A 21,807-nucleotide genomic window follows, 5' to 3' on the forward strand; every position below is an offset into this window, starting at 1 on the left:
GTCAAGAGATCGCGCACGGATCCGATTTGATGCTGTTCCTAACGATGTTGGTCCGGAGGTGGGACGTGGGATGTCATCCGTGTCTACGATGTGCCGCATGCCTCAGGAGCCAGCCCGCGAACGGCGTGTGGGCAGTCAAGTCCAGCGCTCGGTCATGCAGTTGATCCTCGACAGGCGACTTCGGCCGGGCGCGCTGCTGCCCACCGAGGCCGAGCTGATGGAGGAGCTGGGGGTCAGCAGGAACTCGGTGCGCGAGGCGCTGAAGGCCCTCCAGGCCCTGGACATCGTGGAGATCAGACACGGCTACGGGACGTACGTGGGCCAGGCGTCGCTGACCCCGCTGGCTGACGGTCTGACGTTCCGCGCGCTGGTGCAACTCGGCGACGACACCCATGCCTTGGCGGAGATCCTTCAGGTGCGGGAGGTGCTTGAGGAGGGCCTGGTGCGCCGCGTGGCGGTGCTGCTCACGGATGAGGAGCTGCGCCAACTGGAGTCACTTGTACGGAAGATGGAGGAGTCGGCGGACGGAGGGGCTGCCTTCCCCGAGCTGGACCGCGAGTTCCACGAGACGCTCTACCGTGCGCTGGGCAACGAGCTGGTGCCGCAGCTGCTCGGCGCGTTCTGGAACGTCTTCAACCGGGTGGCGGGTGTACGGGGGTGGGCCCGCGACCCGGCGCCTGACGTGACGGTGCGCAGGCACCGGGACATCGTGACGGCGCTGCGGGCGCGGGACGTGGAGCGGGCTCAGCGTGCGATGGCGGATCACTTCCGGGGGATCGCGGCGCGGTCGCAGCAGGGTGCGAGGGGCGTGGGATGAACGACGAACGCGGGATGAACGACGAACGCGGGATGAGACTGGGTCACTTCTATGACCGGGTTACGTCACTGGGGTTCGGGGGTGACTACAACCCCGAGCAGTGGGGCCCCGAAGTCCACGCGGAGGACCGGGAGCTGATGCGCGAGGCGGGCGTGAACCTCGTGACGCTCGGCATCTTCTCCTGGGCGAAGACGGAGCCCGCTCCCGGAACGTACGACTTCACCTGGCTCGACGGCCACATGGACCGCCTTGCGGAGGCGGGCGTCGCGGTCAGCCTCGCCACGATGACGGCGTCCCCGCCGCCCTGGCTGACCCGCCTGCACCCGGAGACGCTGCCGGTCCTCGAGGACGGCACGCGCCTGTACCCCGGCTCGCGCCAGCACTGGTGCCCGTCGAGCCCGGTCTACCGCCGCCATGCCGTACGCCTCGCGGAACGCCTGGCCACGCGCTACGGCACGCACCCCGCCCTCGCGCTCTGGCACATCGGCAACGAATACGGCTGCCACATCTCACGCCACTGCCACTGCGAGGTGTCGACGGCGGCGTTCCGCACGTGGCTGCGGAAGCGGTACGGGACGGTGGCGGCCCTCAACGACGCATGGTCGACGGACTTCTGGTCGCAGAGGTACGGCACGTTCGAGGAGATCCACACCCCGCGCAAGGCCCCGTCGTTCCGCAACCCGGCCCAGCAGCTGGACTACTGGCGCTTCTCGTCGGACGAACTCCTGGCGTGCTACCTGGCGGAGAAGGAGACCCTGACCCGCATCACGCCAACCGTGCCGGTGACGACGAACTTCGTCCCGATCGCGAAGACGCTGGACCTCTTCGCCTGGGCCCCGCACCTGGACGTGGTGGCGTACGACTCGTACCCGGACCCGCACGACCCGGACTCGCTCCAGCGGACGGCCTTCTCGTACGACGTCATGCGCGGCCTGAAGGGCGGCCGGCCGTGGCTGCTCCTCGAACAGGCCCCGGGCGCGGTGAACTGGCGCGAGCGCAACGGCAGGAAGCCGCCGGGCCGGATGCGCCTGGACAGCTGGCAGGCGGTGGCGCACGGCGCGGACTCGGTGCTGTTCTTCCAGTGGCGGCAGTCGCGCGGGGGAGCGGAGAAGTTCCACTCGGCGATGGTGCCGCACGGGGGCCGGGAGACGCGGATCTTCCGGGAGGTGCGGGAACTGGGCGCGGAACTGGCCCGCCACCCCGAGCTGTTGGGCTCCCGCTCCGAGCGTGCGGACGCGGCGCTGCTCCTGGACTGGCCGAGCTGGTGGGCCCTGGAACTGGACGCGCACCCCAGCAAGGACATCACGCTCCTCGAAGCGGCCCTGGCCCACCACAAGCCGCTGTACGACGCGTCGGTGGCGTGCGATGTGGTCCCGGTGGACGGCGACTTGACCGAGTACCGCTTGCTCCTGATCCCCAATCTTTACTCGGTCACGAAGGAAACCGCGGAACGAATCAGCGCGTACGTACGGGGTGGCGGCACGGTGGTCATGTCCTACTTCTCCGGAATCACGGACGAACACGACCGAGTCCACCTGGGCGGCTACCCGGCCCCGTTCCGCGAGCTCCTGGGCCTCCGGGTGGAGGAGTTCGACCCCCGCCCGGACGGCACCTGGTCGGAGGAGATCCACCTGGAGGGCGCGGAGGCGATCACCACGTTCACCGACGGCTCCCCGGCGGTGACCCGCCACGCCTACGGCGAGGGCACGGCCTGGTACCTGGGCACGCGCCCGCCCCCCAAGGAGATGCGGGAACTCCTGGACAGGGTGCGAACGGAGTGCGGCGTGACCCCGGTCCTGCCGGACCTCCCGGAAGGGGTGCAGGCGCGGACGCGGGTGACGGGGGCGGGGGAGCGGATCCATATCGTCCTGGACGAGCGGGACCTGAGCATGGACGTACGGAAGGGCGGCGGTACCCGGCTCACGGCTTCCGTGCCCGGAAGCGCAGCCCCCCGCTCTCCGGATGCCGGTCCACGACCGGGTCCTTGAAGCCGGCGGCGGACAGGCGGGACGGGAGTTCGGCAGGGGGCAGGGTGTTCATCGTGTCGCGGAAGTGCAGGAGGCGGAAGCGGAGGTTCGGTTGGCTGTCGCTGCCCGCGAAGACGCCGCCAGGGCGCAGTACGCGGAACGCCTCGGCGAAGATGCGGTCCTGGAGTGCGTCGGTGGGGACGTGATGCAGCATCGTGAAGCAGACCACCGCGGAGTACGTGGCGTCGGGCAGCGGCATGTCGGAGCCGTCCGCGTGCAGGATGCGGGCGCGGTCGCCCCACTCGCGCTCCAGGAGGCGGACCGTGTCGGCGTCGATCTCCAGCGCCGTGAGGCTGGGCACCTGGTCCACCAGTAGGCGCAGGTTGGCGCCGTAACCCGGGCCGATCTCCAGTACCTCGTCGCCGAGTTCGACGTCTTCGAGGGCCCAGGGCAGGATGCGGTCCTTGACCGTCTGAGCCCACTCCGGGGAACTGCACAGCTTGCGATGCGCTCGGTTCATTGGCATACCGACGACGCTAGATCCGGGCCCTCCGTGTCCGCCACGGGCTAGGCTGCCGTTCCATGTCGCAGACCGGACACCCTTACCCGGCGCTGACCGCGATCTTCGTCGGTGACTTCACCATGCCGCGCGGCGTGAAGTTCGCGACGCATCAGCATCCCGTCCATCAACTCGCCTGGTCCGCAAAGGGATTGCTCCGGATCAGGACGGACGACGGATCGTGGTTGCTGCCGCCCTCCCTCGCCCTGTGGATCCCCGCCGGGCTGCCCCACGCGACGGAGGCCGAGGGCGACACGGTGATGCGCAGCCCGTACGTCGACCCGGCATGCTGCCCCGAGTCCGTCACCTGGACGCGGCAGCTGACCGTACTCGCCGCCGGACCCCTCCTGCGCGCCCTGATCGACCACCTGCTCCGCGACGACCTCGCCCTGGACGCGCGATCCCGCGCGGAGCGGGTCCTCCTCGACGTGCTCCACCCCGTCCCTGTCACCAGCATCTCCGTGACGCAACCGAAGGACCCTCGCGCGCGGGAGGTGGCGGAGGCGCTCGTCGCCGACCCGTCCGACGGGCGCCCTCTGGAGGACTGGGGCCGGGCCGTCGGCGCCAGCGCTCGCACCCTCGCCCGGCTCTTCTCCGCCGAGACCGGCCTGGCGTTCGGCCAGTGGCGCGAGCGGCTGCGGATGCAGGCCGCTATGCCGATGCTTGCCACTGGCATGACGACCGAGGCGGTGGCCACGCGGGTCGGCTACGCCTCGGCCAGCTCGTTCGTCGCCGCGTTCCACCGCATCGTGGGGCTGACTCCGCGGCAGTATTTTCCGGTGCGGGAGGGGACGGGGCGGGGCTAGCGTGCGGGCATGCCCATGCCCATGCCTGAACTCCATTTGTTGCGCGCCGATCACGCTCCTGCTCTGCTCGCCTTCGAGCGCGAGAACCGGGAGTACTTCGCGAAGTCCGTCCGTGATCGTGGGGATGCCTACTTTGGCGAGTTCGGTGCGCGGCACGCGGCTCTGCTCGCGGAACAGGCCGCCGGAGCATGCCACTTCCATGTCCTGGTCGACGGGGACGGCGCTGTGCTAGGGCGGGTCAACCTCGTGGATGTCGCGGAGGGTGAAGCCGAGCTCGGATATCGCATCGCCGAGCGCGCGGCGGGCCGTGGCCTCGCCACCGGTGCCGTACGACGGCTGTGCGAGCTGGCCGCCGCCGAATACGGGCTGACCTCGCTGCGGGCCGCGACGGATGTGGAGAACACCGGGTCACGGGCGGTGCTCGAGCGTGCGGGGTTCGCGCTGGTGGGCCAGGGGCGGACAGAGGCGCGGTACTTCCGGGAGCTGTAGGCGGCCTGGGGTGGGACTTCTTTGCGGGCCGACCTCTGAGGCGTGGTCACTGCGCGTTGTGCTGGGGGGATTATTCAGTAGTCGGGGCGTGGGTGTCAGGGGTACCGGGAAGTATGGGCGATAGACATATGCCGTCGGTAATTTGGTGGTTACCTTCCTTCGAGCAGATGGGGGGTGGGGATCCCCGCCAGTGGGTTCCAGGTCGATGGTCTCCTTTCCGGAGCAGAAGAGCCCGTGTGGTGTCGGACCTGCCATGCAGCACCGTGATCCTTATCCGGTGGTGACCGTGGACGCGGACGGCATCGTGGTGGCTCACAACGAGCAGGCCGGTGTACTGCTGGCGCGCGTCGGGGTCGGCGTGGCGTTGGGTGATGTCGCGCCCGCTTGGCTGGTCGAGGCCCATGTGCGGCGTGTCGGTGGTGCGGGGGAAGGCGCGTCGGCGTGGGCGGGTGGCCGGATCGACGGGCGTCGGGTGAAGGCGCTTGCCGGGGCGGGTGTGGATGGGGCGGTGACGTGGTGGTTGGTCGTCGGCGACAGTGTTCCGGACGGCGCGGCGCTGGAGTTGGCGCGCGAGCGGGCCAGAGCCGGGTTGCTGCAGGAGCTCTCTTCCGAGCTGCTCGCCTCACTCAACCTCGAACGCTGTACGGCGGTGACCGTGCAACGGGCGGCGCAGCATCTGGCGGACGCGGCGGTCATCGTCGGAATGGGGGACGGATGCCTTTTCCCTGTGACGGGGTGCGCCATGGGTGGGCCTGTGGTGCAGGAGCGGGTTGTGCTGGATCCAGGGCAACTGCCGGGATTGGCTGAGGCGTTGTCGGGGCTTCCGGCCGTGTCCTCCGACTGGATCGATCCCCATCAGGTGCCGTCCTGGGCCATGCCCGACGGCTTCGTGGACGATGCCGCCGATATCGGTTCGGTGGTCGTGGTGCCGTTGCCCGGTCACGGTGCGCCTGCCGGGTGTCTCGTCCTGCTGCGCCGTCGCGAGGAAGCGACGTTCACCCCCGGCGAGGAGGCCTTCGCCCAGCTCTTCGCCGCACGCGCCGGTGCCGCTCTGTCCGTAGCCCGCAGTCACACCTGCCAGGCGCACATCAACGAAGTGCTGATGCGTGACCTGCTGCCGCCCACCCTCGGCCGGGTGCACGGCATCTGCTTCTCCGGCCGCTACCGTGCCTCGGCGGCGGGCGAACGCACCGGCGGCGACTTCTACGACCTGCACCCCGCTGCCACACCGGAAGCCGAGACCCTCGCGGTGCTGGGTGACGTGTGCGGCAAGGGTCTTGAAGCCGCGGTCACAGCAGGAAAGATTCGCACCGTACTTCAGGCGCTTGTGCCGTTCGCGGCTGACCACACCCGCTTGCTGACCCTCCTCAACAACGCACTCCTGGCCGCGGACCAGACCCCCTTCGTGACACTGGTCCTGGCCACCGCGGTACAGCAGGACGCATGGGTACGGCTGCGCATCACCAGCGCGGGCCATCCCGCCCCGCTCATCGTGCGCACCACCGGCCAGGTCGAGGAGACCCCGACCAGAGGCACACTCATCGGCGCGTTCGCCGACGTCGAGTTCACGACCGCCGAAGTGGCCCTGCGACCGGGTGAGACCTGCCTGCTGTACTCCGACGGGATCACCGAAGCGCGCGGCGGGCCGCTGGGGGACGTGATGTTCAGCGAGGACAGGCTGCGCGCCGTGCTGTCCCAGTGCGCCGGAATGCCGCCCGAGGTGCTCACCGAACGCGTGCAGCTGGTCGCCGCCCAGTGGGTGGGCGAAGGCCGGCACGACGACATGGCCGTTCTGGCGATCGGCGCCCCGTCGCAGCCGCCGCCGAGCGACAACCGTCTGACATCTCTCAAGGAACCAACCCAAGAAGGTGAGCCGCGTGAGCGGTGACAAGAACATCAACTCCTTCGCCGAGCCACGTGATCAGCTGTGGCAAGCGCTCGGCGAGTGCGACGAAACTCAGGCCGTCGCCATCGTGCGTCGGGCGCTCGGCACAGCAGACCGTGCCGCGGGTGAGCGGGTTCTGCTCGAACTGATCGCACCGGCTCAGGAGCGGATCGGTCTGGCCTGGGCGGCCAACGACATCACGGTGGCGCAGGAACACGCTGCCACCGCGATCAGCGAACGGTGCATCGCGGCGGTCGCCGACGCCACCGCCCCTGTTTTTGACGGCACGTTCGTGGGCCGTGTCCTGGTGGCGTGTGTCGACGGCGAGTGGCACGCCCTGCCCGCACGTCTGCTCAGCGAGGTGCTGCGACTGCGCGGCTGGCGCGTCGACTATCTCGGCGCCCAGGTCCCCACCGAGCATCTGGTCGCGCACGTGCACCGCACCCGCGCACAGGCGGTGCTGCTGTCCTCGTCCATCCCGACGCTTCTGCCCGGCGCCCACAACGCGATCGCCTCATGCCAGAGCGTGGGCGTTCCGGTAATCGCCGGAGGAGCCGCGTTCGGTCCGCAGGGCCGCTACGCGCGGTTGATGCAGGCCGAGTGGGCCGGGGACGCACCCGGCGCGGCCACCCTCCTCGGCCGGAACCTGATGGAGCCCGGCGCGGACGCGGCCCGTCTGCCGGACCTGGACCTGCCCCACCTGGGCGACCAGGAGTACACGATGATCCGCCGAAGCAGGCTGCAGCTGATCAAGCAGACCCTCGCCGACGTCGAGGACGGCTTTCCCGAGATGAGCGGGTACAGCGAGTACCAGCGCGAACGCACCGTCGAGGACATCGACTTCATCGTCAGCTACCTCGCCACGGCCGTCTACGTCGACGACCCGGCCCTGTTCACCCGGTTCATCACATGGACGGCGGACATCCTGGCGGCCCGTGGGGTTCCGCCGCGATGCCTGCTCCCCGCGCTCGACTCGCTCCTGGACCAGCTCAAGGACTTCCCCCGCGTGGTCGGCATCCTCACCGCCGCCCGCGATCTCCTCTCGTAGGAGTCGAACAGGCCACAGCTCAAGAGTTCAGGCTGCGTACGCTGCGGTGAACCTCTCGGCGTGTTCCCAGAGTTCGCCCTCGCGCCGAGGGTCGTAGGACTCCTCGGACGATCGGGCCGTACGGGCGCGGTCCACGTAGGACCCGGTCGGCGCCTCGGTCGTGCCGAGTACGACGTCGGCGAGGTAGCGCCCGGCGGCCTCGCGGCCGGTCGCGAACGGGGTGAGGGCCATGACCGGCAGGATGCGGCGCATCGCGAACCGGGAGACGGGTCCCGCGTTCCGGGCGAGACCGGTGCCGGGGACGAACCCCGGGTTGTAGGCGACGGCGTCGATCCCGGCGGGCAGTCGGCGCGCGTACTCGTGCACCAGGTAGATCGTGGCCAGCTTGCTCGTGGAGTACGCGGTACGGCCGCCGGTCGCGGTGCCCGGCTTGGGGAAGGCGCCCGGACGGGCGAGGACGTCCGGGGACTTCCACACCGGTCCCGGCACCATGCCCATGTTGTGCTTGAAGTCGCCGAAGTGGGTGTCGCTCGCGGTGATCACGATCCGGGCGGGAGCCACGAACCGGTCCTGGAGCAGGCGGACGAAGAGGTGGTTGGCGAGCACGTTGATCGCGAAGGTCGACTCGAACCCGTCGGGCCCCTCGGTCAGCGCGTTCGTGTACTGCATGCCCGCGTTGCCCACGAAGCCGCGCAGCGGCGGCAGGTCACCGCGGTCAAGGCGGTCGCCGATCTCGGCGGCAGCCGACCGGACGCTGCTCAGCGAGCCGAGGTCCGCCGAGACGTGCGAGACCGTGTGCCCGCCCGCGCTCAGCTCCTCGGCCAGGCGCGCGCCCGAGTCTGCGCGGGTGACGAGGAGGAGGTGCACGTGGGGCGACCGGCGCAGGATGTGCTCTGCGGCGACCCGGCCGATGCCGCGGCTCGCGCCTGTCATCACGACAGTGTGCTGTTGCATGGGGGCTCCAATGTTCGGGTCGGTCTGCCGGTGTGCGCCCGGCTGCGTCCGTCTTGGCGCATCACCACATTCGCCGCTCGCCCCGCCGCCAACCAGTGCCGTCCCCGTCACTAGGACTGGCAGTACCCAGGCTCATCCGGTGCCGAGCGGCGACAATGGATCCATGGCTGCCTCCCGCCCCACCTTCGGCGCACTCCTGCGCGCCTGGCGCGACCGCCTCTCTCCCGCCGACGCGGGCCTCGCCGCGACGGCCGGCCGCCGAGCCCCGGGACTGCGCCGCGAGGAGCTCGCGCAGCTGGCCGGGCTCTCGGTCGACTACGTCCTGCGCCTTGAGCAGTCACGCGCGAAGAATCCCTCGGCCCAGGTCGTCGGCGCCCTCTCCCGGGCCCTTCAGCTCTCCCGGCCCGAGCGCGACCAGCTCTATCGGAGCGCCGGGCTCCTGCCGCCGCAGGACGGCACGGTCAGCACCCATGTGCCCCCGGGCATCCAGCGCCTCGCCGCGCGCCTGGGCGACGTCCCGATCGGCGTGTTCACCGCTGACTGGTCCCTGGTGTGGTGGAACTCCATGTGGAGCGCACTGCACGGCGACCCCTCCGTGCTCCCGCCCGCCGAGCGCAACCTCGCGCGCGCCCTCTTCGGCAACGGCGCCGCGCGTGCCTCGCTGCTTCCCATCCAGTCCGAGCGCGGGCAGGACGCCTTCGAGGCGTCGATCGCCGCCGACCTCAAGGACGCCGCGTCCCGCTATCCCGCTGACGCTCGGCTCGACCGTCTCGTACAGGAACTGCGGGCAGGATCCGACGCCTTCGCCCGTCACTGGGCCACGCAGACGGCTGCCGCGCAGCACACCAGCGAACGCAAGACGATCCGGCATCCGGAGATCGGCGACATCCTGCTCGACTGCGACGTCCTGATCGTCCCGGGCGCGGACCTGCGCATGGTCACTTACACGGCGGCGTCCGGCAGCAGCGACGAGGGCAAGCTGGACCTCTTGCGTGTCACAGGGGGCCGTACCGCTACCGCACGCCCTTGACGCCGGGCGCCCGGACGCCCGCCACAAACGCGGACCAGGGCTTGGCGCCCAGCAGCAGGACGGGGCCCTCGGGGTTCTTGCTGTCCCGTACCGGGACGATGCCGGGGACTCCGTCGGCTATCTCGACGCAGTTGTCGCTGTCGCCACTGCTGTACGTGCTTTTGCGCCAGCGGGCGGCGCCCACGAAGTCGTGTGCGACCTCAAGGCAGTTGCCGCCGTCACCATTGCTGTAGGTGCTCTTGCGCCAGCAGGCATTGCTCAGGTCGTACTCGTACATCTTCTGTAGTCCCCAGCCGCCGACTCGATCAGGGCGAGGGACGCCTCCGGCGGCAATACGGCGACCCCAAGCAGATCGTAAGTCGCCTTGGCGCGCTTGACCACGGCTGGCTCGTCGATGAGGTTTCCCGAAAACCCCGTTTCTGTATAGAGCGTCGGCGGAGCATCATCGAACTCCATGAGCTTCATCGGCCCATGCATGGAGGCGTACGCTCCCACCTCGTACGGGACTACCAACGCCAGGACGTGTCGGTCTCGCGCAAGCTGAGCGATACGGTCCAGCTGATCAGCCATGACTGAGTTGCCGCCCACCGGGACGCGCAGTACGCACTCGTGCATGATCGCCCAATACACAGGCCTTGCAGCGTCCTTGAGGATGTGCCCGCGCTCAAGCCGCGCTGCGACCGTGTCCTCGATGAACTCCTCCGTCGCAAACGGGTGGCTCGCCAGAGTGAGTGCGCGGGCATACGGGGCTGTCTGCAGCAGGCCCGGCACAACCGTCGGCTCGAACTCGCGGATCTCTGTAGCCAGCCGCTCCAACTCCACGACCGCCGCGAAGTAATCCGCGTACCGCTTGTCATCGATCAGCTTGCGGCACATCCGCTCGAAAAAGCCCCCGGTTTGTAGCGTCTCATCAATCCGCTGCGCGACATCCAACTGCGGCTTCCGAATTGCCTGTTCGAATTGGCCGATGTATCCACCGGAAACAAATACCTGTACCCCCAGTGCCGACTGGGTGAAACCGGCATCCTCTCGGCGTCTCTTCAGCTCCGCCCCGAAGAACTCCCACGCCGCCTGACGTGAACCATTGGCCATGGCCAACCACCCTCCGCTGCGTCGCAGTTGTAGAGCGCAGACTGCTGCCGAGTGTAGGTCGGACCGGCCACCATCGAGACACGAAGCGTGAAATCCGATGGGAAAGGGGATCCACGTCATGGCTGAAAGCAAGGTGCACTCGGCGCTATGCGCCGAAGAAGCGGAGGAGACCGTGAAGGAATTGCGTGCCGCACTCGCGGGGGCCGGAATTATTCTTCCGTCATTGCGGATCGACCCCACATCCTGGGCCCGCGAAGCCCCCTGTCCGCGCGTCGAATTGGGCGGGTGTTCCGTCGATACGGCACTGCGCCTCACCGTCGCCCTGCCACGCGCCGCCCGCGTCGAGGGCGAGGAGCGCCGGTGAACCTGCAACTCCCCATCGGCATGTACGCCGTGGACACCCGTACCGGTCAGGTCGGCAGGATCATGGGCCACGAAGGGCCCTACGTCCAGCTCCGCCCCTTCGGCGGTGGGAGGGAGTGGGACTGTGAGCCGGATTCGCTCCGGACCGCCACCGATTCCGAGCGGATCAGCGCCGCCACCGCCTACGCGAACGCACGAAGTCGGGGGGAAGTCCCGTGACGTAAGGCGTGACGTAAGGTGCGGGCGCATGGCCATATGGAAGTGGAGCAAGCCGAGGGTCGAGTCGAAGTATCCGACGCCGCTCACCATGCACCAGCTCTGGATGGTGTCGCTCGGCGCCCCGGTGAGCCGGGACAAGGACGCGTCCCGGACGACCCTGTACCCGTTCACCCGCATCGACGACGGCAAGGCCGAGAAGTGGCTCGCCGATCAGTGGGAGATCACCGCGCCCGAGCAACTGCTCGGGCGCCTGAGCGGGCTCGCGAGCACCGGCTACCGCTCCATGGCCCAGCGGCGCCTCGGCGTCGCACCGCTGGCCTGGGACATCGGGCTCTACGTGGACATCTCACGGCGCGGCTTCGCCTGCGGGATGCTGAGCGAGGCCGACACCTGGGCGCGGCTCAAGAACGTCGTGCCGACGGTGGCAGGGACGTACTCCTCCTGGAAGGAGTACGCCGACCACTACCTCCTCGGCAGGCAGGTCTGGCGGGACAGCCTCGGTGGCACGGAGGACGAGAGTTTCCCCGCGCCCCAGGCCGCCTCCGACGCCCATTTGAGGGCCCTCCTCGACCCGGCGAACCGGACGAGCCCGTGGAACCTTGCCCCCTGGGAAGCGATCAGCCACCCCGACCGGGCCCGCCCCGCGCGCTAGGGGCCGGGCCCACTCGCTAGTGCTGCTGCGGCTTCTGCGGAGTCGCCTCGCTCGGGCGCACGATGACGTACCCCTCGCCCCGCAGCATCAGCTGCACCGCCTCGCCGGAACCGCCCCTGATCATGGAGCCGACGGACTGCGAGCGGTGCAGCGTGGTGTCCAGGTTCGCGGTCCAGCCGACCACCGCGTCCGTGTCGACGTACACCGGCTGCTGGGGCGAGACCGGGATCACCAGGGGGCTGCCGTCGCAGACGAGGCCGAGCTGCCCGGCGCCCGTGAAGACGCTGTTGAAGAGCCCGCCGCCCGTGATGCCCGCGCCCTTCACCGTCTTGATCTCGTACGAGAGCGTCGCGTCGAAACACAGGACGTTGCGGCCGTTGACCGTGAGGACGTCGCCCGGCTCTATGTCGACGATGAAGCAGTTCTGCGCCTCGTTCGCGAACCAGGCCTCCCCCTGGCCGCGCACCGCCATGAGCGGCAGGCCCTCGCCGGTCATCGCCCGCTTGAGCATGCCGCCCACGCCCTGGCCCTTGCGCTCGAACTTCAGGTCACCGCGGTAGGCGATCATCGCGCCCTGCCGCGCGTGCATCTCGCCGTTGACCGCGTACTTGATGGACTTGGCGTTCTGCAGCGTCATCCCGGGGGCGACGGACTGCTGCGCCATGTGCTCGCTGGAGAACAGATCACTCTTCATGCGGGCATTTTGTCAGGTCTGAGTCAGACGGACAGGGGTTGGAGCCACCCGGCCACGGCCGTCGGCCCCACCCCGGCCACGGCTGTCGGTCCCGTACGCGAGAATGAACCCATGAGTCTGTTCCGTGATGACGGCGTCGTGCTGCGCACCCAGAAGCTGGGTGAGGCGGACCGCATCATCACGCTGCTCACCCGCGGCCACGGCCGGGTGCGTGCCGTCGCCCGCGGCGTGCGGCGCACCAAGTCCAAGTTCGGGGCACGGCTCGAACCCTTCTCCCACGTCGACGTGCAGTTCTTCTCGCGCGGCAGCGAACTCATCGGCAGGGGACTGCCTTTGTGCACACAGAGTGAGACCATCGCTCCGTACGGTGGCGGAATCGTGACCGACTACGCGCGCTACACCGCGGGCACGGCCATGCTGGAGACCGCCGAGCGCTTCACGGACCACGAGGGCGAGCCCGCCGTGCAGCAGTACCTACTGCTGGTGGGCGGCCTGCGGACCCTCGCCAACGGCGAGCACGAGCCGCACCTCATCCTCGACGCGTTCCTTCTCCGCTCCCTCGCCGTGAACGGCTACGCGCCCAGCTTCAGCTCCTGCGCGAAGTGCGGAATGCCCGGTCCGAACCGGTTCTTCTCCGTGGCCGCCGGTGGCTCCGTCTGCGTCGACTGCCGGGTGCCCGGCAGCGTCGTACCCTCGTTGGAAGCCCTCGGCCTGCTCGGCGCGCTGCTCACCGGAGACTGGGAGACGGCGGACGCGTGCGAGGCACGGCACGTCAGGGAGGGCAGTGGGCTTGTTTCGGCCTATCTGCACTGGCACTTGGAGCGCGGGCTGCGTTCCTTGCGGTACGTAGAGAAGACCACGTGACGACAGGCGTACACGTGATGACAGACGTCACAGAGAACAGCTAGGTAGGAGAGAGCCCCCCATGGCACGACGCGGAATCCTCGGACGGTCCCGCCGTGAGTACAAGGTCCCCGAGCCGCATCCCTCGGGCGCCCGGCCGCCGAAGATCCCCGGCGAGCTGGTGCCGCAGCATGTGGCGTGCGTCATGGACGGCAACGGACGCTGGGCCAAGGATCGGGGGCTGCCGCGCACCGAGGGGCACAAGGTCGGCGAGGGCGTCGTCCTCGACGTGCTCAAGGGCTGCCTGGAGATGGGCGTCAAGAACCTCTCGCTGTACGCCTTCTCGACTGAGAACTGGAAGCGTTCGCCCGACGAGGTGCGCTTCCTCATGAACTTCAATCGCGACGTCATCCGGCGGCGGCGGGACGAGATGAACGAGCTCGGGATCCGGATCCGGTGGGTCGGCCGCATGCCCAAGATGTGGAAGTCCGTCGTCCAGGAGCTCCAGGTCGCCCAGGAGCAGACCGTCGACAACGACGCGATGACTCTGTACTTCTGCGTCAATTACGGCGGCCGTGCCGAGATCGCGGATGCCGCGCAGGCCATCGCGCGTGACGTCGCCGCGGGCAGGCTCGACCCGTCGAAGGTGAACGAGAAGACCTTCGCCAAGTACATGTACTACCCGGACATGCCGGACGTGGACCTGTTCCTGCGCCCCAGCGGTGAGCAGCGCACCTCCAACTACCTGATCTGGCAGTCCAGTTACGCCGAGATGGTCTTCCAGGACGTCCTGTGGCCCGACTTCGACCGGCGTGACCTGTGGCGCGCCTGCCTGGAGTACGCCGGGCGCGACCGCCGGTTCGGCGGGGCGATCCCGAACGAGGAAGAGATCGCGAACAGTTGACGTAGCAGCAAGCAAACGCCCTGTGGGCCCGCACCGGATCCGGTGCGGGCCCACAGGGCGTTCAATACGTCACTTCTGCTTCGCAGCGGCCTCCGCGCACTCCGCGCACGTGCCGAAGATCTCGACCGTGTGCGCCACGTTCGCGTACCCGTGCTCGGAGGCGATCGCCTCCGCCCACTTCTCCACCGCGGGGCCCTCGACCTCGACCGCCTTGCCGCACACCCGGCAGACCAGGTGATGGTGGTGGTCGCCGGTGGAGCAGCGGCGGTAGACCGACTCGCCCTCGTCGGTGCGGAGCACGTCGACCTCGCCGGCGTCGGCGAGGGACTGGAGCGTCCGGTAGACCGTGGTCAGGCCGACCGAATCGCCTTTGTGCTTGAGCATGTCGTGCAGGTCCTGCGCACTGCGGAACTCGTCCACCTCGCCCAGGGCCGCCGCCACCGCGGCGCGCTGCCGGGTGGATCGGCCTCGTACCGGGGGTCCCGCAGCCGTTGTCACAGGTGCCTCCTCAACTGAAAACTCGCACGATCGCCCGCACATCTGTCATATCCCGTCGGGCCATTGTGCCAGTTCGTTCTCAGACGGTGACCTCGTCCGCCGGGCGCCGCGCCTCGGGGACGTCCGCCGTGCAGGTCGCGTCCGCGGCGGTCACGGCCCGTGCCCGGCGCCTGGCCAAGGGGGTCGCGAGCGCCGTCAGGACCACGAAGACGCCGATCGCCATCAGGACGATCGTCGCGCCGGGCGGCACGTCCTGGTAGTACGACGTGACCGTGCCGGAGAGGGTCACGGCGGTGCCGATGACCACCGACAGGATGAACGTCACCTTGAACGAGCGGGTGATCTGCTGGGCCGCGGCGACCGGCACCACCATGAGCGCGCTCACCAGGAGCAGCCCCACGACGCGCATCGCGACGGTCACCGTCACCGCCGCCGTGACCGCGATGAGGAGGTTGAGCGCGCGCACGGGCAGGCCTGTCACCCGCGCGAACTCCTCGTCCTGGCTCACCGCGAACAGCTGCTTGCGCAGGCCGACCGTGACCAGGACCACGAAGGCCGCGAGCAGGCAGATCGCCGTGACGTCGGAGTCCGAGACCGTCGAGAGCGAGCCGAAGAGGTACGAGGAGAGGTTCGCGTTGGAGCCGGTGTCCGAGAGGTTGATCAGCAGGACACCGCCCGCCATACCGCCGTAGAAGAGCATCGCCAGGGCGATGTCGCCGCGCGTCTTGCCGTACGCCCTGATCAGCTCCATCGTCACCGCGCCGACCACGGCGATGAGCGTCGCCATCCACACGGGGCTCGAGTTGAGCAGGAAGCCGAGGCCGACGCCCGTCATGGCGATGTGGCCGATGCCGTCGCCCATCAGGGCCTGGCGGCGCTGGACGAGGTAGATGCCGATGGCGGGGGCCGTGATGCCGACGAGGACGGCGGCGATCAGCGCCCGCTGCATGAATTCGGTCTGGAAGATTTCCATGATCAGGTCAGCAGTCCCGTGCGGATCGGCTCGTCGGCCGAGTGCGGATGTACGTGGTCGTGGCCGGGCAGCGCGTGCTGTCCCGTGGCCTTGGGCGGCGGGCCGTCGTGGGTCACGCAGCCGTCGCGCAGGACGACCGCGCGGTCGATCAGCGGCTCAAGGGCGCCGAGCTCGTGCAGGACGAGCAGGACCGTCGTACCGGCGGCGACCTGCTCGCGCAGGGTCTGGGCGAGGATCTCCTGGCTGGCCAGGTCGACGCCCGCCATCGGCTCGTCCATGATCAGCAGCTCGGGCTCGGAGGCGAGCGCGCGGGCGATGAGCACGCGCTGGTGCTGGCCGCCGGAGAGGGCGCTCACGGAGTCCTTGGCGCGGTCGGCGAGGCCGACGAGCCTGATGGCCCGGTCGACCGCGGCGCGGTCGGCCTTGGTCGTCCAGCCCAGGCTCGCCAGCTTCGTACGCGAGAGGCGTCCTGCCGATACGACCTCGCGGATCGTCGCGGGGACGCCGCTGGCGGCCGTGGTGCGCTGCGGCACGTAGCCGATGCGGGCCCACTGGCGGAAGCGCTTCAGGGGGGTGCCGAAGAGGCTTATGTCGCCGCCGGTGAGCGGGACTTGGCCGATCACGGAGCGGACGGCGGTGGACTTGCCCGAGCCGTTCGCGCCGAGCAGGGCGACGACCTCGCCGCGCTCGACGGTGAGGTCGATGCCGCGCAGCACGGGGCGCGCGCCGAGGGTGGCCGTGGCCGCCCGCACGGATATGACGGGCGGGGTGGGTCCCGCTGCGTCCGTGGCTTCCATGGCGTGTGCCTCCGATGCTGCTAGCCGTACGTTCACTTCGCGCCGAGGGCCTTCTGGAGCGCGGCGAGGTTGGACTCCATGACCCCGATGTAGTCATCGCCCTTGGACTTGCCCGTAATTCCCTCGAGGGGGTCGAGGACGTCCGTCTTGAGGCTCGCGTCGGTGGCGAGCGTCTTGGCTGTCTTGTCGCTGGCGAGGGTCTCGAAGAACACCGTGGAGACCTTGTCCTCCTTGGCGATGTCCTGGAGCTCCTTGATGCGGGCGGGGCTCGGGTCCGACTCGGGGTCGATGCCCGCGATGCTCTCCTGCTCCAGGCCGTAGCGCTCGGCGAGGTAGCCGAAGGCGGAGTGCGTGGTGATGAAGGTCTTGGTCTTGGTGTTCTTCAGGCCGTTCTCGAACTTCGTGTTCAAGCCGTCCAGCTTCCCGACCAGGGCGTCGGTGTTCTTCTTGTACGCCGCCGCGTGGTCCGGATCGGCCTTCTCCAGGGCCTTGCCGACGCCCTTGGCGACCTCGGCGTACTTCACCGGGTCGAGCCAGATGTGCGGGTCGGCGCCCGCTTCGTCCTCGTGGCCGTGCTCTTCCTCGTCGGAGTGCTCTTCGCCCTCGTGGCCGTGGTCGTGGCCGACGCCGGTGCCGTGCTTCTCCAGCTTGGTGAGGGACGCGGCATCCACGGTGTTCTTCACGCCGGACTGGCCGATGGCGTCGTCGACGGCGGGCTGGATGCCCTTGAGGTAGAGGATGACGTCCGATTCGCCGAGGTAGGCGGTCTGCTTCGGGCTGAGCTCCAGGTCGTGCGGCTCGACGCCCGGCTTGGTCAGGGTGTCGACGGAGACGTGGTCGCCGCCTATCTCCTGGGCCAGGTACTGCATGGGATAGAACGACGCCGTCACGTTCAGCTTGCCGTCACCGTTCTTGTCCGCGGCGCTGGAGGACGAGCAGGCGGACAGGGCCGTGAGGCCGAGGACCGTGGCGGATGCGATGGCGGCGGTGGGTATCAGGCGACGTACGTTCATGACACTCATTTTCAACAAATCTGGAAACGATTGTCAACTAGCGGGTCCCCGCGGGCACCGACCCGGAACCGATTTGATTACGGGGGTAAGGCCGCCGGTAACCTGAGTCATTCGCTTCGCCCACCGTCGTAATGAAGAGAGCACCGTGGCCGCCGACAAGATCGACAGCATCGTCAGCCTGAGCAAGCGCCGTGGCTTTGTTTACCCGTGCAGTGAGATCTACGGCGGCCAGCGTGCCGCCTGGGATTACGGGCCCCTCGGCGTCGAGCTCAAGGAGAACCTCAAGCGTCAGTGGTGGCGCTACATGGTCACTTCGCGTGAGGACGTCGTCGGTATCGACTCGTCGGTGATCCTGGCCACGGAGGTCTGGCAGGCCTCGGGTCACGTCGCGACGTTCTCCGACCCGTTGACCGAGTGCCTCTCCTGCCACAAGCGCCACCGCGCCGACCACCTGGAAGAGGCGTACGAGGCCAAGCACGGCCGTCCGCCCGAGAGCCTCGCCGACGTCAACTGCCCGAACTGCGGCACCAAGGGCCAGTTCACCGAGCCCAAGCAGTTCTCCGGCATGCTCTCCACGCACCTCGGCCCCACGCAGGACAGCGGCTCCGTCGCCTACCTGCGCCCCGAGACCGCGCAGGGCATCTTCACCAACTTCGGCCAGGTCCAGCAGACTTCGCGCAAGAAGCCGCCGTTCGGCATCGCGCAGATGGGCAAGTCCTTCCGCAACGAGATCACGCCCGGCAACTTCATCTTCCGGACCCGCGAGTTCGAGCAGATGGAGATGGAGTTCTTCGTCAAGCCGGGCGAGGACGAGACGTGGCAGGAATACTGGATGGAGCAGCGCTGGAACTGGTACACCGGCCTGGGCCTGCGCGAGGAGAACATGCGGTGGTTCGAGCACCCGAAGGAGAAGCTCTCCCACTACTCGAAGCGCACCGCTGACATCGAGTACCGCTTCCGCTTCGGCGGCAGCGAGTGGGGCGAGCTCGAGGGCGTCGCCAACCGCACGGACTACGACCTCACCGCGCACTCCAAGGCCTCGGGCCAGGACCTGTCGTACTTCGACCAGGAGGCCGGCGAGCGCTGGACTCCGTACGTCATCGAGCCCGCGGCCGGTGTCGGCCGCACGATGCTGGCCTTCCTCCTCGACTCCTACATCGAGGACGAGGCGCCCAACGCCAAGGGCAAGCTGGAGAAGCGGACGGTCATGCGCTTCGACCACCGCATCGCCCCGGTGAAGGTCGCGGTGCTCCCGCTCTCCCGCAACCCGGAGCTTTCGCCGAAGGCCAAGGGCCTGGCCACGGCCCTGCGCCAGAACTGGAACATCGACTTCGACGACGCGGGCGCCATCGGCCGCCGCTACCGCCGCCAGGACGAGATCGGCACGCCGTACTGCGTGACGGTCGACTTCGACACCCTGGACGACAACGCGGTCACGGTGCGCGAGCGTGACTCGATGAAGCAGGAGCGGGTCTCCCTCGACCAGATCGAGGGCTACCTCGCATCGCGCCTGGTGGGCTGCTGACGCCTGGCGCTCGGCACTCCGGTGCCCGGCGTTCGTTGAGTGAAGGTTGAAAGAAGCCCCCGGATCCGCATACGGATCCGGGGGCTTCTGTTGCACACTGTTCGCCATGCCTTCGACGACCACCAGCAAGGTCAGCAGATGGGACCAGCACGGGCGCGAGCATGTCGTGCACGTGCAGAAGTCCGGTGTCCAACGGCAGTTGAGCTGCGACACGTGCGGCTGGGAGAAACGCGCCCAGTTCCTGCCGTGGCTCAAGGCGGAGGAGCATCTCGCCGAGGAGCATCAGGCGACGGTGGATCCTTCGGTGCCCTGACCTCGCCGGGCGCCGGGTGCGTCCGCTTCTTTGCCTCCCCGGCCCCCGCCGTCAGCCGAACCGCTTCACGAACCTCCGCTGCCACGGCGTCTCCACCGCCCGCCGCGCATAGTGCTCCCGCACATACGCGACCGCCTCGTCGCCCGGCACTCCGTCCAGTACCGCCATGCACGCGAGCGCCGTCCCCGTACGCCCCTGTCCGCCGGCGCACGCGACCTCGATCCGTTCGGTCTCCGACCGCTCCAACGCCTCGCGCAGGGCGGCGGTCGTCTCCGCGCGGTCGGCGGGCAGTCGGAAGTCGGGCCAGCGCAGCCAACGGGCCTCCCAGGCGACGGCGGGCGGCTCCTTGCCAAGCAGATACAGCGCGAAGGTGGGCGTCGGGCCTTCCGGGAGCGGGTGACGCAGACCCCGGCCGCGGACCAGTCGGCCCGAGGGGAGCCGTAGTACGCCTGATGCCGTGGGGTCCCAACTCGCCGTCGCATTCTCAGTCACGGCACGAGCGTAGTTCGAACGTTCGCTCAGGACTGGGCCGAACGCCGATCAGGGTGTGCCGTATTCGTACGCGGTCCCTGCGGCACGGTCTCCAGTCGTTCCGCCGTCCGCCGTGCCGTCTCCCTCGCCCACCGGCCGCTCGTCAGCGCGCCGAGGATCAGGACCGCGAGGCCGCAGCCCGCGATGATCCACCAGGCGGGGCGGCTCGCCTCCGTGAAGGCGGCCGCGTAGGACGAAGATCCCACCCCGGAGGCCAGGACCGCGCCGATGACCGCGACGCCAAGCGTCTGGCCGATCTGGCGGCTCGTGGAGGCGACGGCGGCGGCAACACCCGCCTGGGAGCGGGGCATTCCGGAGACGGCCGTGTTGGTGATGGGGGCGTTCACGAAGCCGAAGCCGAGGCCGAAGAGGGCGTATCCGAGGAAGAGCGTCCCGTTCGTGGTCTCCGCGTCGAACGCGGCGAACAGGACCCCCGAGACCGTCATCGCGACCCCCGCGATCAGGAGGGGGACGCGCGGGCCCCGGCTGCCGACCAGGCGGCCCGACAGCGGGGCGCAGACCAGCGTCATCGCGGCCATCGGCAGCATCCACACGCCCGCGTGCAGGGCGTTCAGGCCGCGCACGTTCTGGAGGTAGAGCGTGGAGAGGAAGAGGAAGCCGCCGAGCGCGGCGAAGGCGCTGACCGCGATCACCGTCGCCCCGCTGAACGGCGCCGAACGGAAGAAGCGCAGGTCGATGAGGGGGTCGGTGCGGCGCGGCTCGTAGGCGAGGAGTCCGAGGAGAGCAAGCAGCGCCGTGCCCGCGAACACGATGATCAGCGGCGACGTCCAGCCCGCCGTCGGGGCCTCGATGATCGCGTACGTCAGGGCGCCGAGCAGCACGATGATCAGGAGCTGGCCCACGGGGTCGGGGCGGCGCGGCTTGGGGGCGCGGGACTCGGGGACGTACCGGATGGTGAGGAGGAGCGCCGCGAGGCCGACCGGCAGGTTGATCCAGAAGATGGAGCGCCAGCCGACGGAGTCCACCAGGAGACCGCCCACGATCGGGCCCGCCGCCATGGAGATACCGACGACGCCGCCCCAGACGCCGATGGCGCGGGCCCGCTCGCGGGGGTCCGTGAAGGTGTTGGTGATGATCGACATCGCGACCGGGTTGAGCATGGAGCCGCCGACCGCCTGGGCCATGCGGAAGGCCACCAGGGATTCGAGGTTGGGCGCGAGGGAACAGGCGACCGAAGCGACCGTGAAGATCACCAGGCCGACCTTGAAGATCTTCTGGCGCCCCACGCGGTCGGCCGTCGAGCCCGCGAGCATGAGGAGCGCGGCGAGTACGAGGGTGTAGGCGTCGATCGTCCACTGCATGCCCGAGATGCTGGTGTCGAACTCGCGCGCCATCGTGGGCAGGGCGACGTTCAGGACGGTGTTGTCGAGACTGACGATGAGCAGGCTCATGCAGCAGATGGCGAGGACGAGCATGCGTCGGCGGTGCGTCAGCTCTTGCGGGGGCATGTGTTCGACGGTATCCCGGTCGGGCGGGGCGTGCCGCTCCCACAGTTCGCAGAACTCCGGCGAAGCGTTGCGCATCCGCCTGAGCAGCGTCTTCCACACGGGGTCCGCGAGGTGCACGGCCATCCGCGCCCGGAATCTCGTTCCCGGCCCCCCTCCCCCCCTTACGGGACGACCCGCACACCCGCCAGGTGATGCAGGCCGTGGACCAGTCGAAACGGTTCATCAACCCGGCCGAGGGCCCGCGCCTGGGGACGTACGTCCCGGCCGACGCGCGCTCGCAGGCGGCGTGGGCGGTCGCGCGGGCAGCGAACCGGGGTGGTCGCGCGGGCACTCCTGCGGATGAGGGACAATAAGAGGTCTGCCCCA

At 69.2% G+C, this 21,807-nt stretch carries 24 protein-coding genes and 1 pseudogene; 14 read left to right on the forward strand and 11 right to left on the reverse strand.

What is annotated here, in order from left to right; translation table 11 throughout:
- Positions 1-88 precede the first annotated feature (88 nt).
- Positions 89-817, forward strand: coding sequence for a FadR/GntR family transcriptional regulator (locus tag ACWFRJ_RS08810; RefSeq protein ID WP_453527139.1), 729 nt, complete (start codon positions 89-91; stop codon positions 815-817).
- Positions 818-831: 14 nt separating this feature from the next.
- Positions 832-2,805: a beta-galactosidase gene (locus ACWFRJ_RS08815; protein WP_453527142.1), complete on the forward strand. Its 1,974-nt coding sequence runs from the start codon at positions 832-834 to the stop codon at positions 2,803-2,805.
- Here the strand turns inward: ACWFRJ_RS08815 and ACWFRJ_RS08820 are convergent.
- Positions 2,738-3,310 (reverse strand): class I SAM-dependent methyltransferase, encoded by a 573-nt coding sequence (locus tag ACWFRJ_RS08820; RefSeq protein ID WP_453525976.1) that lies wholly within the window; start codon positions 3,308-3,310, stop codon positions 2,738-2,740. The two genes, ACWFRJ_RS08815 and ACWFRJ_RS08820, sit on opposite strands and share 68 nt — an antisense overlap.
- A gap of 56 nt (positions 3,311-3,366) precedes the next feature.
- Between ACWFRJ_RS08820 and ACWFRJ_RS08825 the strand changes: the two genes are divergently transcribed.
- From ACWFRJ_RS08825 to ACWFRJ_RS08840, 4 genes are all read left to right on the forward strand, one after another.
- Positions 3,367-4,149, forward strand: coding sequence for an AraC family transcriptional regulator (locus tag ACWFRJ_RS08825; protein WP_453525979.1), 783 nt, complete (start codon positions 3,367-3,369; stop codon positions 4,147-4,149).
- 21 nt (positions 4,150-4,170) lie between these two features.
- Positions 4,171-4,638: a GNAT family N-acetyltransferase gene (locus tag ACWFRJ_RS08830; RefSeq protein WP_453527145.1), complete on the forward strand. Its 468-nt coding sequence runs from the start codon at positions 4,171-4,173 to the stop codon at positions 4,636-4,638.
- Between the two features lie 253 nt (positions 4,639-4,891).
- The gene (locus ACWFRJ_RS08835; RefSeq protein ID WP_453525982.1) at positions 4,892-6,526 is read left to right on the forward strand and encodes a PP2C family protein-serine/threonine phosphatase; all 1,635 of its coding nucleotides are present in this window, start codon (positions 4,892-4,894) and stop codon (positions 6,524-6,526) included.
- Complete coding sequence (locus tag ACWFRJ_RS08840; RefSeq protein ID WP_453525984.1) at positions 6,516-7,571, forward strand: cobalamin B12-binding domain-containing protein; 1,056 nt, start codon at positions 6,516-6,518, stop codon at positions 7,569-7,571. The genes ACWFRJ_RS08835 and ACWFRJ_RS08840 overlap by 11 nt, the downstream gene beginning before the upstream one ends.
- A 27-nt stretch (positions 7,572-7,598) precedes the next feature.
- On the opposite strand, the gene ACWFRJ_RS08845 is transcribed toward ACWFRJ_RS08840, so the two are convergent.
- Positions 7,599-8,525 carry an SDR family NAD(P)-dependent oxidoreductase gene (locus ACWFRJ_RS08845; RefSeq protein ID WP_453525987.1) on the reverse strand — a complete coding sequence of 309 codons (927 nt, stop codon included), beginning with the start codon at positions 8,523-8,525 and terminating at the stop codon, positions 7,599-7,601.
- Between the two features lie 163 nt (positions 8,526-8,688).
- Here ACWFRJ_RS08845 and ACWFRJ_RS08850 point away from each other — a divergent pair, with 163 nt between their 5' ends.
- Complete coding sequence (locus ACWFRJ_RS08850) at positions 8,689-9,555, forward strand: helix-turn-helix transcriptional regulator (protein ID WP_453525989.1); 867 nt, start codon at positions 8,689-8,691, stop codon at positions 9,553-9,555.
- Here the strand turns inward: ACWFRJ_RS08850 and ACWFRJ_RS08855 are convergent.
- A complete protein-coding gene (locus ACWFRJ_RS08855) occupies positions 9,539-9,832 on the reverse strand; it encodes a DUF397 domain-containing protein (RefSeq protein ID WP_453525992.1) in 294 nt (97 codons plus the stop codon). The two genes, ACWFRJ_RS08850 and ACWFRJ_RS08855, sit on opposite strands and share 17 nt — an antisense overlap.
- Positions 9,814-10,647 (reverse strand): helix-turn-helix domain-containing protein, encoded by an 834-nt coding sequence (locus tag ACWFRJ_RS08860; protein WP_453525995.1) that lies wholly within the window; start codon positions 10,645-10,647, stop codon positions 9,814-9,816. Before ACWFRJ_RS08860 ends, ACWFRJ_RS08855 begins: the two co-directional genes overlap by 19 nt.
- A 118-nt stretch (positions 10,648-10,765) precedes the next feature.
- Here ACWFRJ_RS08860 and ACWFRJ_RS08865 point away from each other — a divergent pair, with 118 nt between their 5' ends.
- The 3 genes from ACWFRJ_RS08865 to ACWFRJ_RS08875 are packed head-to-tail and all read left to right on the forward strand — an operon-like array spanning position 10,766 to position 11,881.
- Positions 10,766-11,011 carry a hypothetical protein gene (locus ACWFRJ_RS08865; RefSeq protein ID WP_453525998.1) on the forward strand — a complete coding sequence of 82 codons (246 nt, stop codon included), beginning with the start codon at positions 10,766-10,768 and terminating at the stop codon, positions 11,009-11,011.
- 20 nt (positions 11,012-11,031) lie between these two features.
- Positions 11,032-11,229 (forward strand): hypothetical protein, encoded by a 198-nt coding sequence (locus tag ACWFRJ_RS08870; RefSeq protein ID WP_453527149.1) that lies wholly within the window; start codon positions 11,032-11,034, stop codon positions 11,227-11,229.
- A gap of 28 nt (positions 11,230-11,257) precedes the next feature.
- The gene (locus ACWFRJ_RS08875) at positions 11,258-11,881 is read left to right on the forward strand and encodes a DUF1266 domain-containing protein (RefSeq protein WP_453526000.1); all 624 of its coding nucleotides are present in this window, start codon (positions 11,258-11,260) and stop codon (positions 11,879-11,881) included.
- Between the two features lie 16 nt (positions 11,882-11,897).
- On the opposite strand, the gene ACWFRJ_RS08880 is transcribed toward ACWFRJ_RS08875, so the two are convergent.
- A complete protein-coding gene (locus ACWFRJ_RS08880; RefSeq protein ID WP_453526003.1) occupies positions 11,898-12,575 on the reverse strand; it encodes an AIM24 family protein in 678 nt (225 codons plus the stop codon).
- A gap of 111 nt (positions 12,576-12,686) precedes the next feature.
- Here ACWFRJ_RS08880 and recO point away from each other — a divergent pair, with 111 nt between their 5' ends.
- Entirely contained in the window at positions 12,687-13,439 is a 753-nt protein-coding gene (gene recO / locus ACWFRJ_RS08885; RefSeq protein WP_389907335.1) for a DNA repair protein RecO, read from the forward strand.
- A gap of 61 nt (positions 13,440-13,500) precedes the next feature.
- Positions 13,501-14,322: an isoprenyl transferase gene (locus ACWFRJ_RS08890; protein ID WP_453526005.1), complete on the forward strand. Its 822-nt coding sequence runs from the start codon at positions 13,501-13,503 to the stop codon at positions 14,320-14,322.
- 69 nt (positions 14,323-14,391) lie between these two features.
- Here the strand turns inward: ACWFRJ_RS08890 and ACWFRJ_RS08895 are convergent, their stop codons facing one another.
- Genes ACWFRJ_RS08895 through ACWFRJ_RS08910 form a run of 4 tightly spaced genes read right to left on the reverse strand, consistent with a single transcriptional unit; the run spans position 14,392 to position 17,603 of the window.
- Complete coding sequence (locus ACWFRJ_RS08895; protein ID WP_453526008.1) at positions 14,392-14,862, reverse strand: Fur family transcriptional regulator; 471 nt, start codon at positions 14,860-14,862, stop codon at positions 14,392-14,394.
- Between the two features lie 37 nt (positions 14,863-14,899).
- On the reverse strand, positions 14,900-15,793 hold the full coding sequence (locus ACWFRJ_RS08900) for a metal ABC transporter permease (RefSeq protein ID WP_453526010.1): 894 nt from the start codon (positions 15,791-15,793) through the stop codon (positions 14,900-14,902).
- A gap of 2 nt (positions 15,794-15,795) precedes the next feature.
- Positions 15,796-16,590, reverse strand: a complete 795-nt coding sequence (locus ACWFRJ_RS08905) for a metal ABC transporter ATP-binding protein (RefSeq protein WP_453526013.1) — start codon at positions 16,588-16,590, stop codon at positions 15,796-15,798.
- Positions 16,591-16,622: 32 nt separating this feature from the next.
- Positions 16,623-17,603 (reverse strand): metal ABC transporter substrate-binding protein, encoded by a 981-nt coding sequence (locus ACWFRJ_RS08910; RefSeq protein ID WP_453526016.1) that lies wholly within the window; start codon positions 17,601-17,603, stop codon positions 16,623-16,625.
- 145 nt (positions 17,604-17,748) lie between these two features.
- On the opposite strand from ACWFRJ_RS08910, the gene ACWFRJ_RS08915 reads away from it, so the two are divergent.
- Together ACWFRJ_RS08915 and ACWFRJ_RS08920 are read left to right on the forward strand one after the other, a co-directional pair.
- Positions 17,749-19,128 carry a glycine--tRNA ligase gene (locus ACWFRJ_RS08915; RefSeq protein ID WP_453526019.1) on the forward strand — a complete coding sequence of 460 codons (1,380 nt, stop codon included), beginning with the start codon at positions 17,749-17,751 and terminating at the stop codon, positions 19,126-19,128.
- 106 nt (positions 19,129-19,234) lie between these two features.
- Complete coding sequence (locus ACWFRJ_RS08920; protein WP_453526022.1) at positions 19,235-19,441, forward strand: hypothetical protein; 207 nt, start codon at positions 19,235-19,237, stop codon at positions 19,439-19,441.
- Positions 19,442-19,492: 51 nt separating this feature from the next.
- Here ACWFRJ_RS08920 and ACWFRJ_RS08925 read toward each other — a convergent pair whose 3' ends face one another.
- Together ACWFRJ_RS08925 and ACWFRJ_RS08930 are read right to left on the reverse strand one after the other, a co-directional pair.
- Complete coding sequence (locus ACWFRJ_RS08925; protein ID WP_453526025.1) at positions 19,493-19,933, reverse strand: protein-tyrosine phosphatase family protein; 441 nt, start codon at positions 19,931-19,933, stop codon at positions 19,493-19,495.
- A gap of 26 nt (positions 19,934-19,959) precedes the next feature.
- Positions 19,960-21,567: pseudogene (locus ACWFRJ_RS08930) on the reverse strand (DHA2 family efflux MFS transporter permease subunit); the annotation flags it as partial.
- Between the last annotated feature and the right edge of the window lie 240 nt (positions 21,568-21,807).

This window comes from Streptomyces sp. NPDC055239 (assembly GCF_053606205.1).

Excerpts from the sequence above, each read along its gene's own strand:
- ACWFRJ_RS08825 (WP_453525979.1), top strand. The coding sequence starts at position 3,367 with ATGTCGCAGACCGGACACCCTTACCCGGCGCTGACCGCGATCTTCGTC.
- ACWFRJ_RS08830 (WP_453527145.1), top strand. The coding sequence starts at position 4,171 with ATGCCTGAACTCCATTTGTTGCGCGCCGATCACGCTCCTGCTCTGCTC.
- ACWFRJ_RS08900 (WP_453526010.1), bottom strand. The coding sequence starts at position 15,793 with ATGGAAATCTTCCAGACCGAATTCATGCAGCGGGCGCTGATCGCCGCC.
- ACWFRJ_RS08875 (WP_453526000.1), top strand. The coding sequence starts at position 11,258 with ATGGCCATATGGAAGTGGAGCAAGCCGAGGGTCGAGTCGAAGTATCCG.
- recO (WP_389907335.1), top strand. The coding sequence starts at position 12,687 with ATGAGTCTGTTCCGTGATGACGGCGTCGTGCTGCGCACCCAGAAGCTG.
- ACWFRJ_RS08835 (WP_453525982.1), top strand. The coding sequence starts at position 4,892 with ATGCAGCACCGTGATCCTTATCCGGTGGTGACCGTGGACGCGGACGGC.
- ACWFRJ_RS08895 (WP_453526008.1), bottom strand. The coding sequence starts at position 14,862 with ATGTGCGGGCGATCGTGCGAGTTTTCAGTTGAGGAGGCACCTGTGACA.
- ACWFRJ_RS08870 (WP_453527149.1), top strand. The coding sequence starts at position 11,032 with ATGTACGCCGTGGACACCCGTACCGGTCAGGTCGGCAGGATCATGGGC.
- ACWFRJ_RS08810 (WP_453527139.1), top strand. The coding sequence starts at position 89 with ATGTGCCGCATGCCTCAGGAGCCAGCCCGCGAACGGCGTGTGGGCAGT.
- ACWFRJ_RS08815 (WP_453527142.1), top strand. The coding sequence starts at position 832 with ATGAACGACGAACGCGGGATGAGACTGGGTCACTTCTATGACCGGGTT.
- ACWFRJ_RS08910 (WP_453526016.1), bottom strand. The coding sequence starts at position 17,603 with ATGAACGTACGTCGCCTGATACCCACCGCCGCCATCGCATCCGCCACG.
- ACWFRJ_RS08865 (WP_453525998.1), top strand. The coding sequence starts at position 10,766 with ATGGCTGAAAGCAAGGTGCACTCGGCGCTATGCGCCGAAGAAGCGGAG.
- ACWFRJ_RS08860 (WP_453525995.1), bottom strand. The coding sequence starts at position 10,647 with ATGGCCAATGGTTCACGTCAGGCGGCGTGGGAGTTCTTCGGGGCGGAG.
- ACWFRJ_RS08820 (WP_453525976.1), bottom strand. The coding sequence starts at position 3,310 with ATGCCAATGAACCGAGCGCATCGCAAGCTGTGCAGTTCCCCGGAGTGG.
- ACWFRJ_RS08920 (WP_453526022.1), top strand. The coding sequence starts at position 19,235 with ATGCCTTCGACGACCACCAGCAAGGTCAGCAGATGGGACCAGCACGGG.
- ACWFRJ_RS08845 (WP_453525987.1), bottom strand. The coding sequence starts at position 8,525 with ATGCAACAGCACACTGTCGTGATGACAGGCGCGAGCCGCGGCATCGGC.
- ACWFRJ_RS08850 (WP_453525989.1), top strand. The coding sequence starts at position 8,689 with ATGGCTGCCTCCCGCCCCACCTTCGGCGCACTCCTGCGCGCCTGGCGC.
- ACWFRJ_RS08880 (WP_453526003.1), bottom strand. The coding sequence starts at position 12,575 with ATGAAGAGTGATCTGTTCTCCAGCGAGCACATGGCGCAGCAGTCCGTC.
- ACWFRJ_RS08890 (WP_453526005.1), top strand. The coding sequence starts at position 13,501 with ATGGCACGACGCGGAATCCTCGGACGGTCCCGCCGTGAGTACAAGGTC.
- ACWFRJ_RS08855 (WP_453525992.1), bottom strand. The coding sequence starts at position 9,832 with ATGTACGAGTACGACCTGAGCAATGCCTGCTGGCGCAAGAGCACCTAC.
- ACWFRJ_RS08905 (WP_453526013.1), bottom strand. The coding sequence starts at position 16,590 with ATGGAAGCCACGGACGCAGCGGGACCCACCCCGCCCGTCATATCCGTG.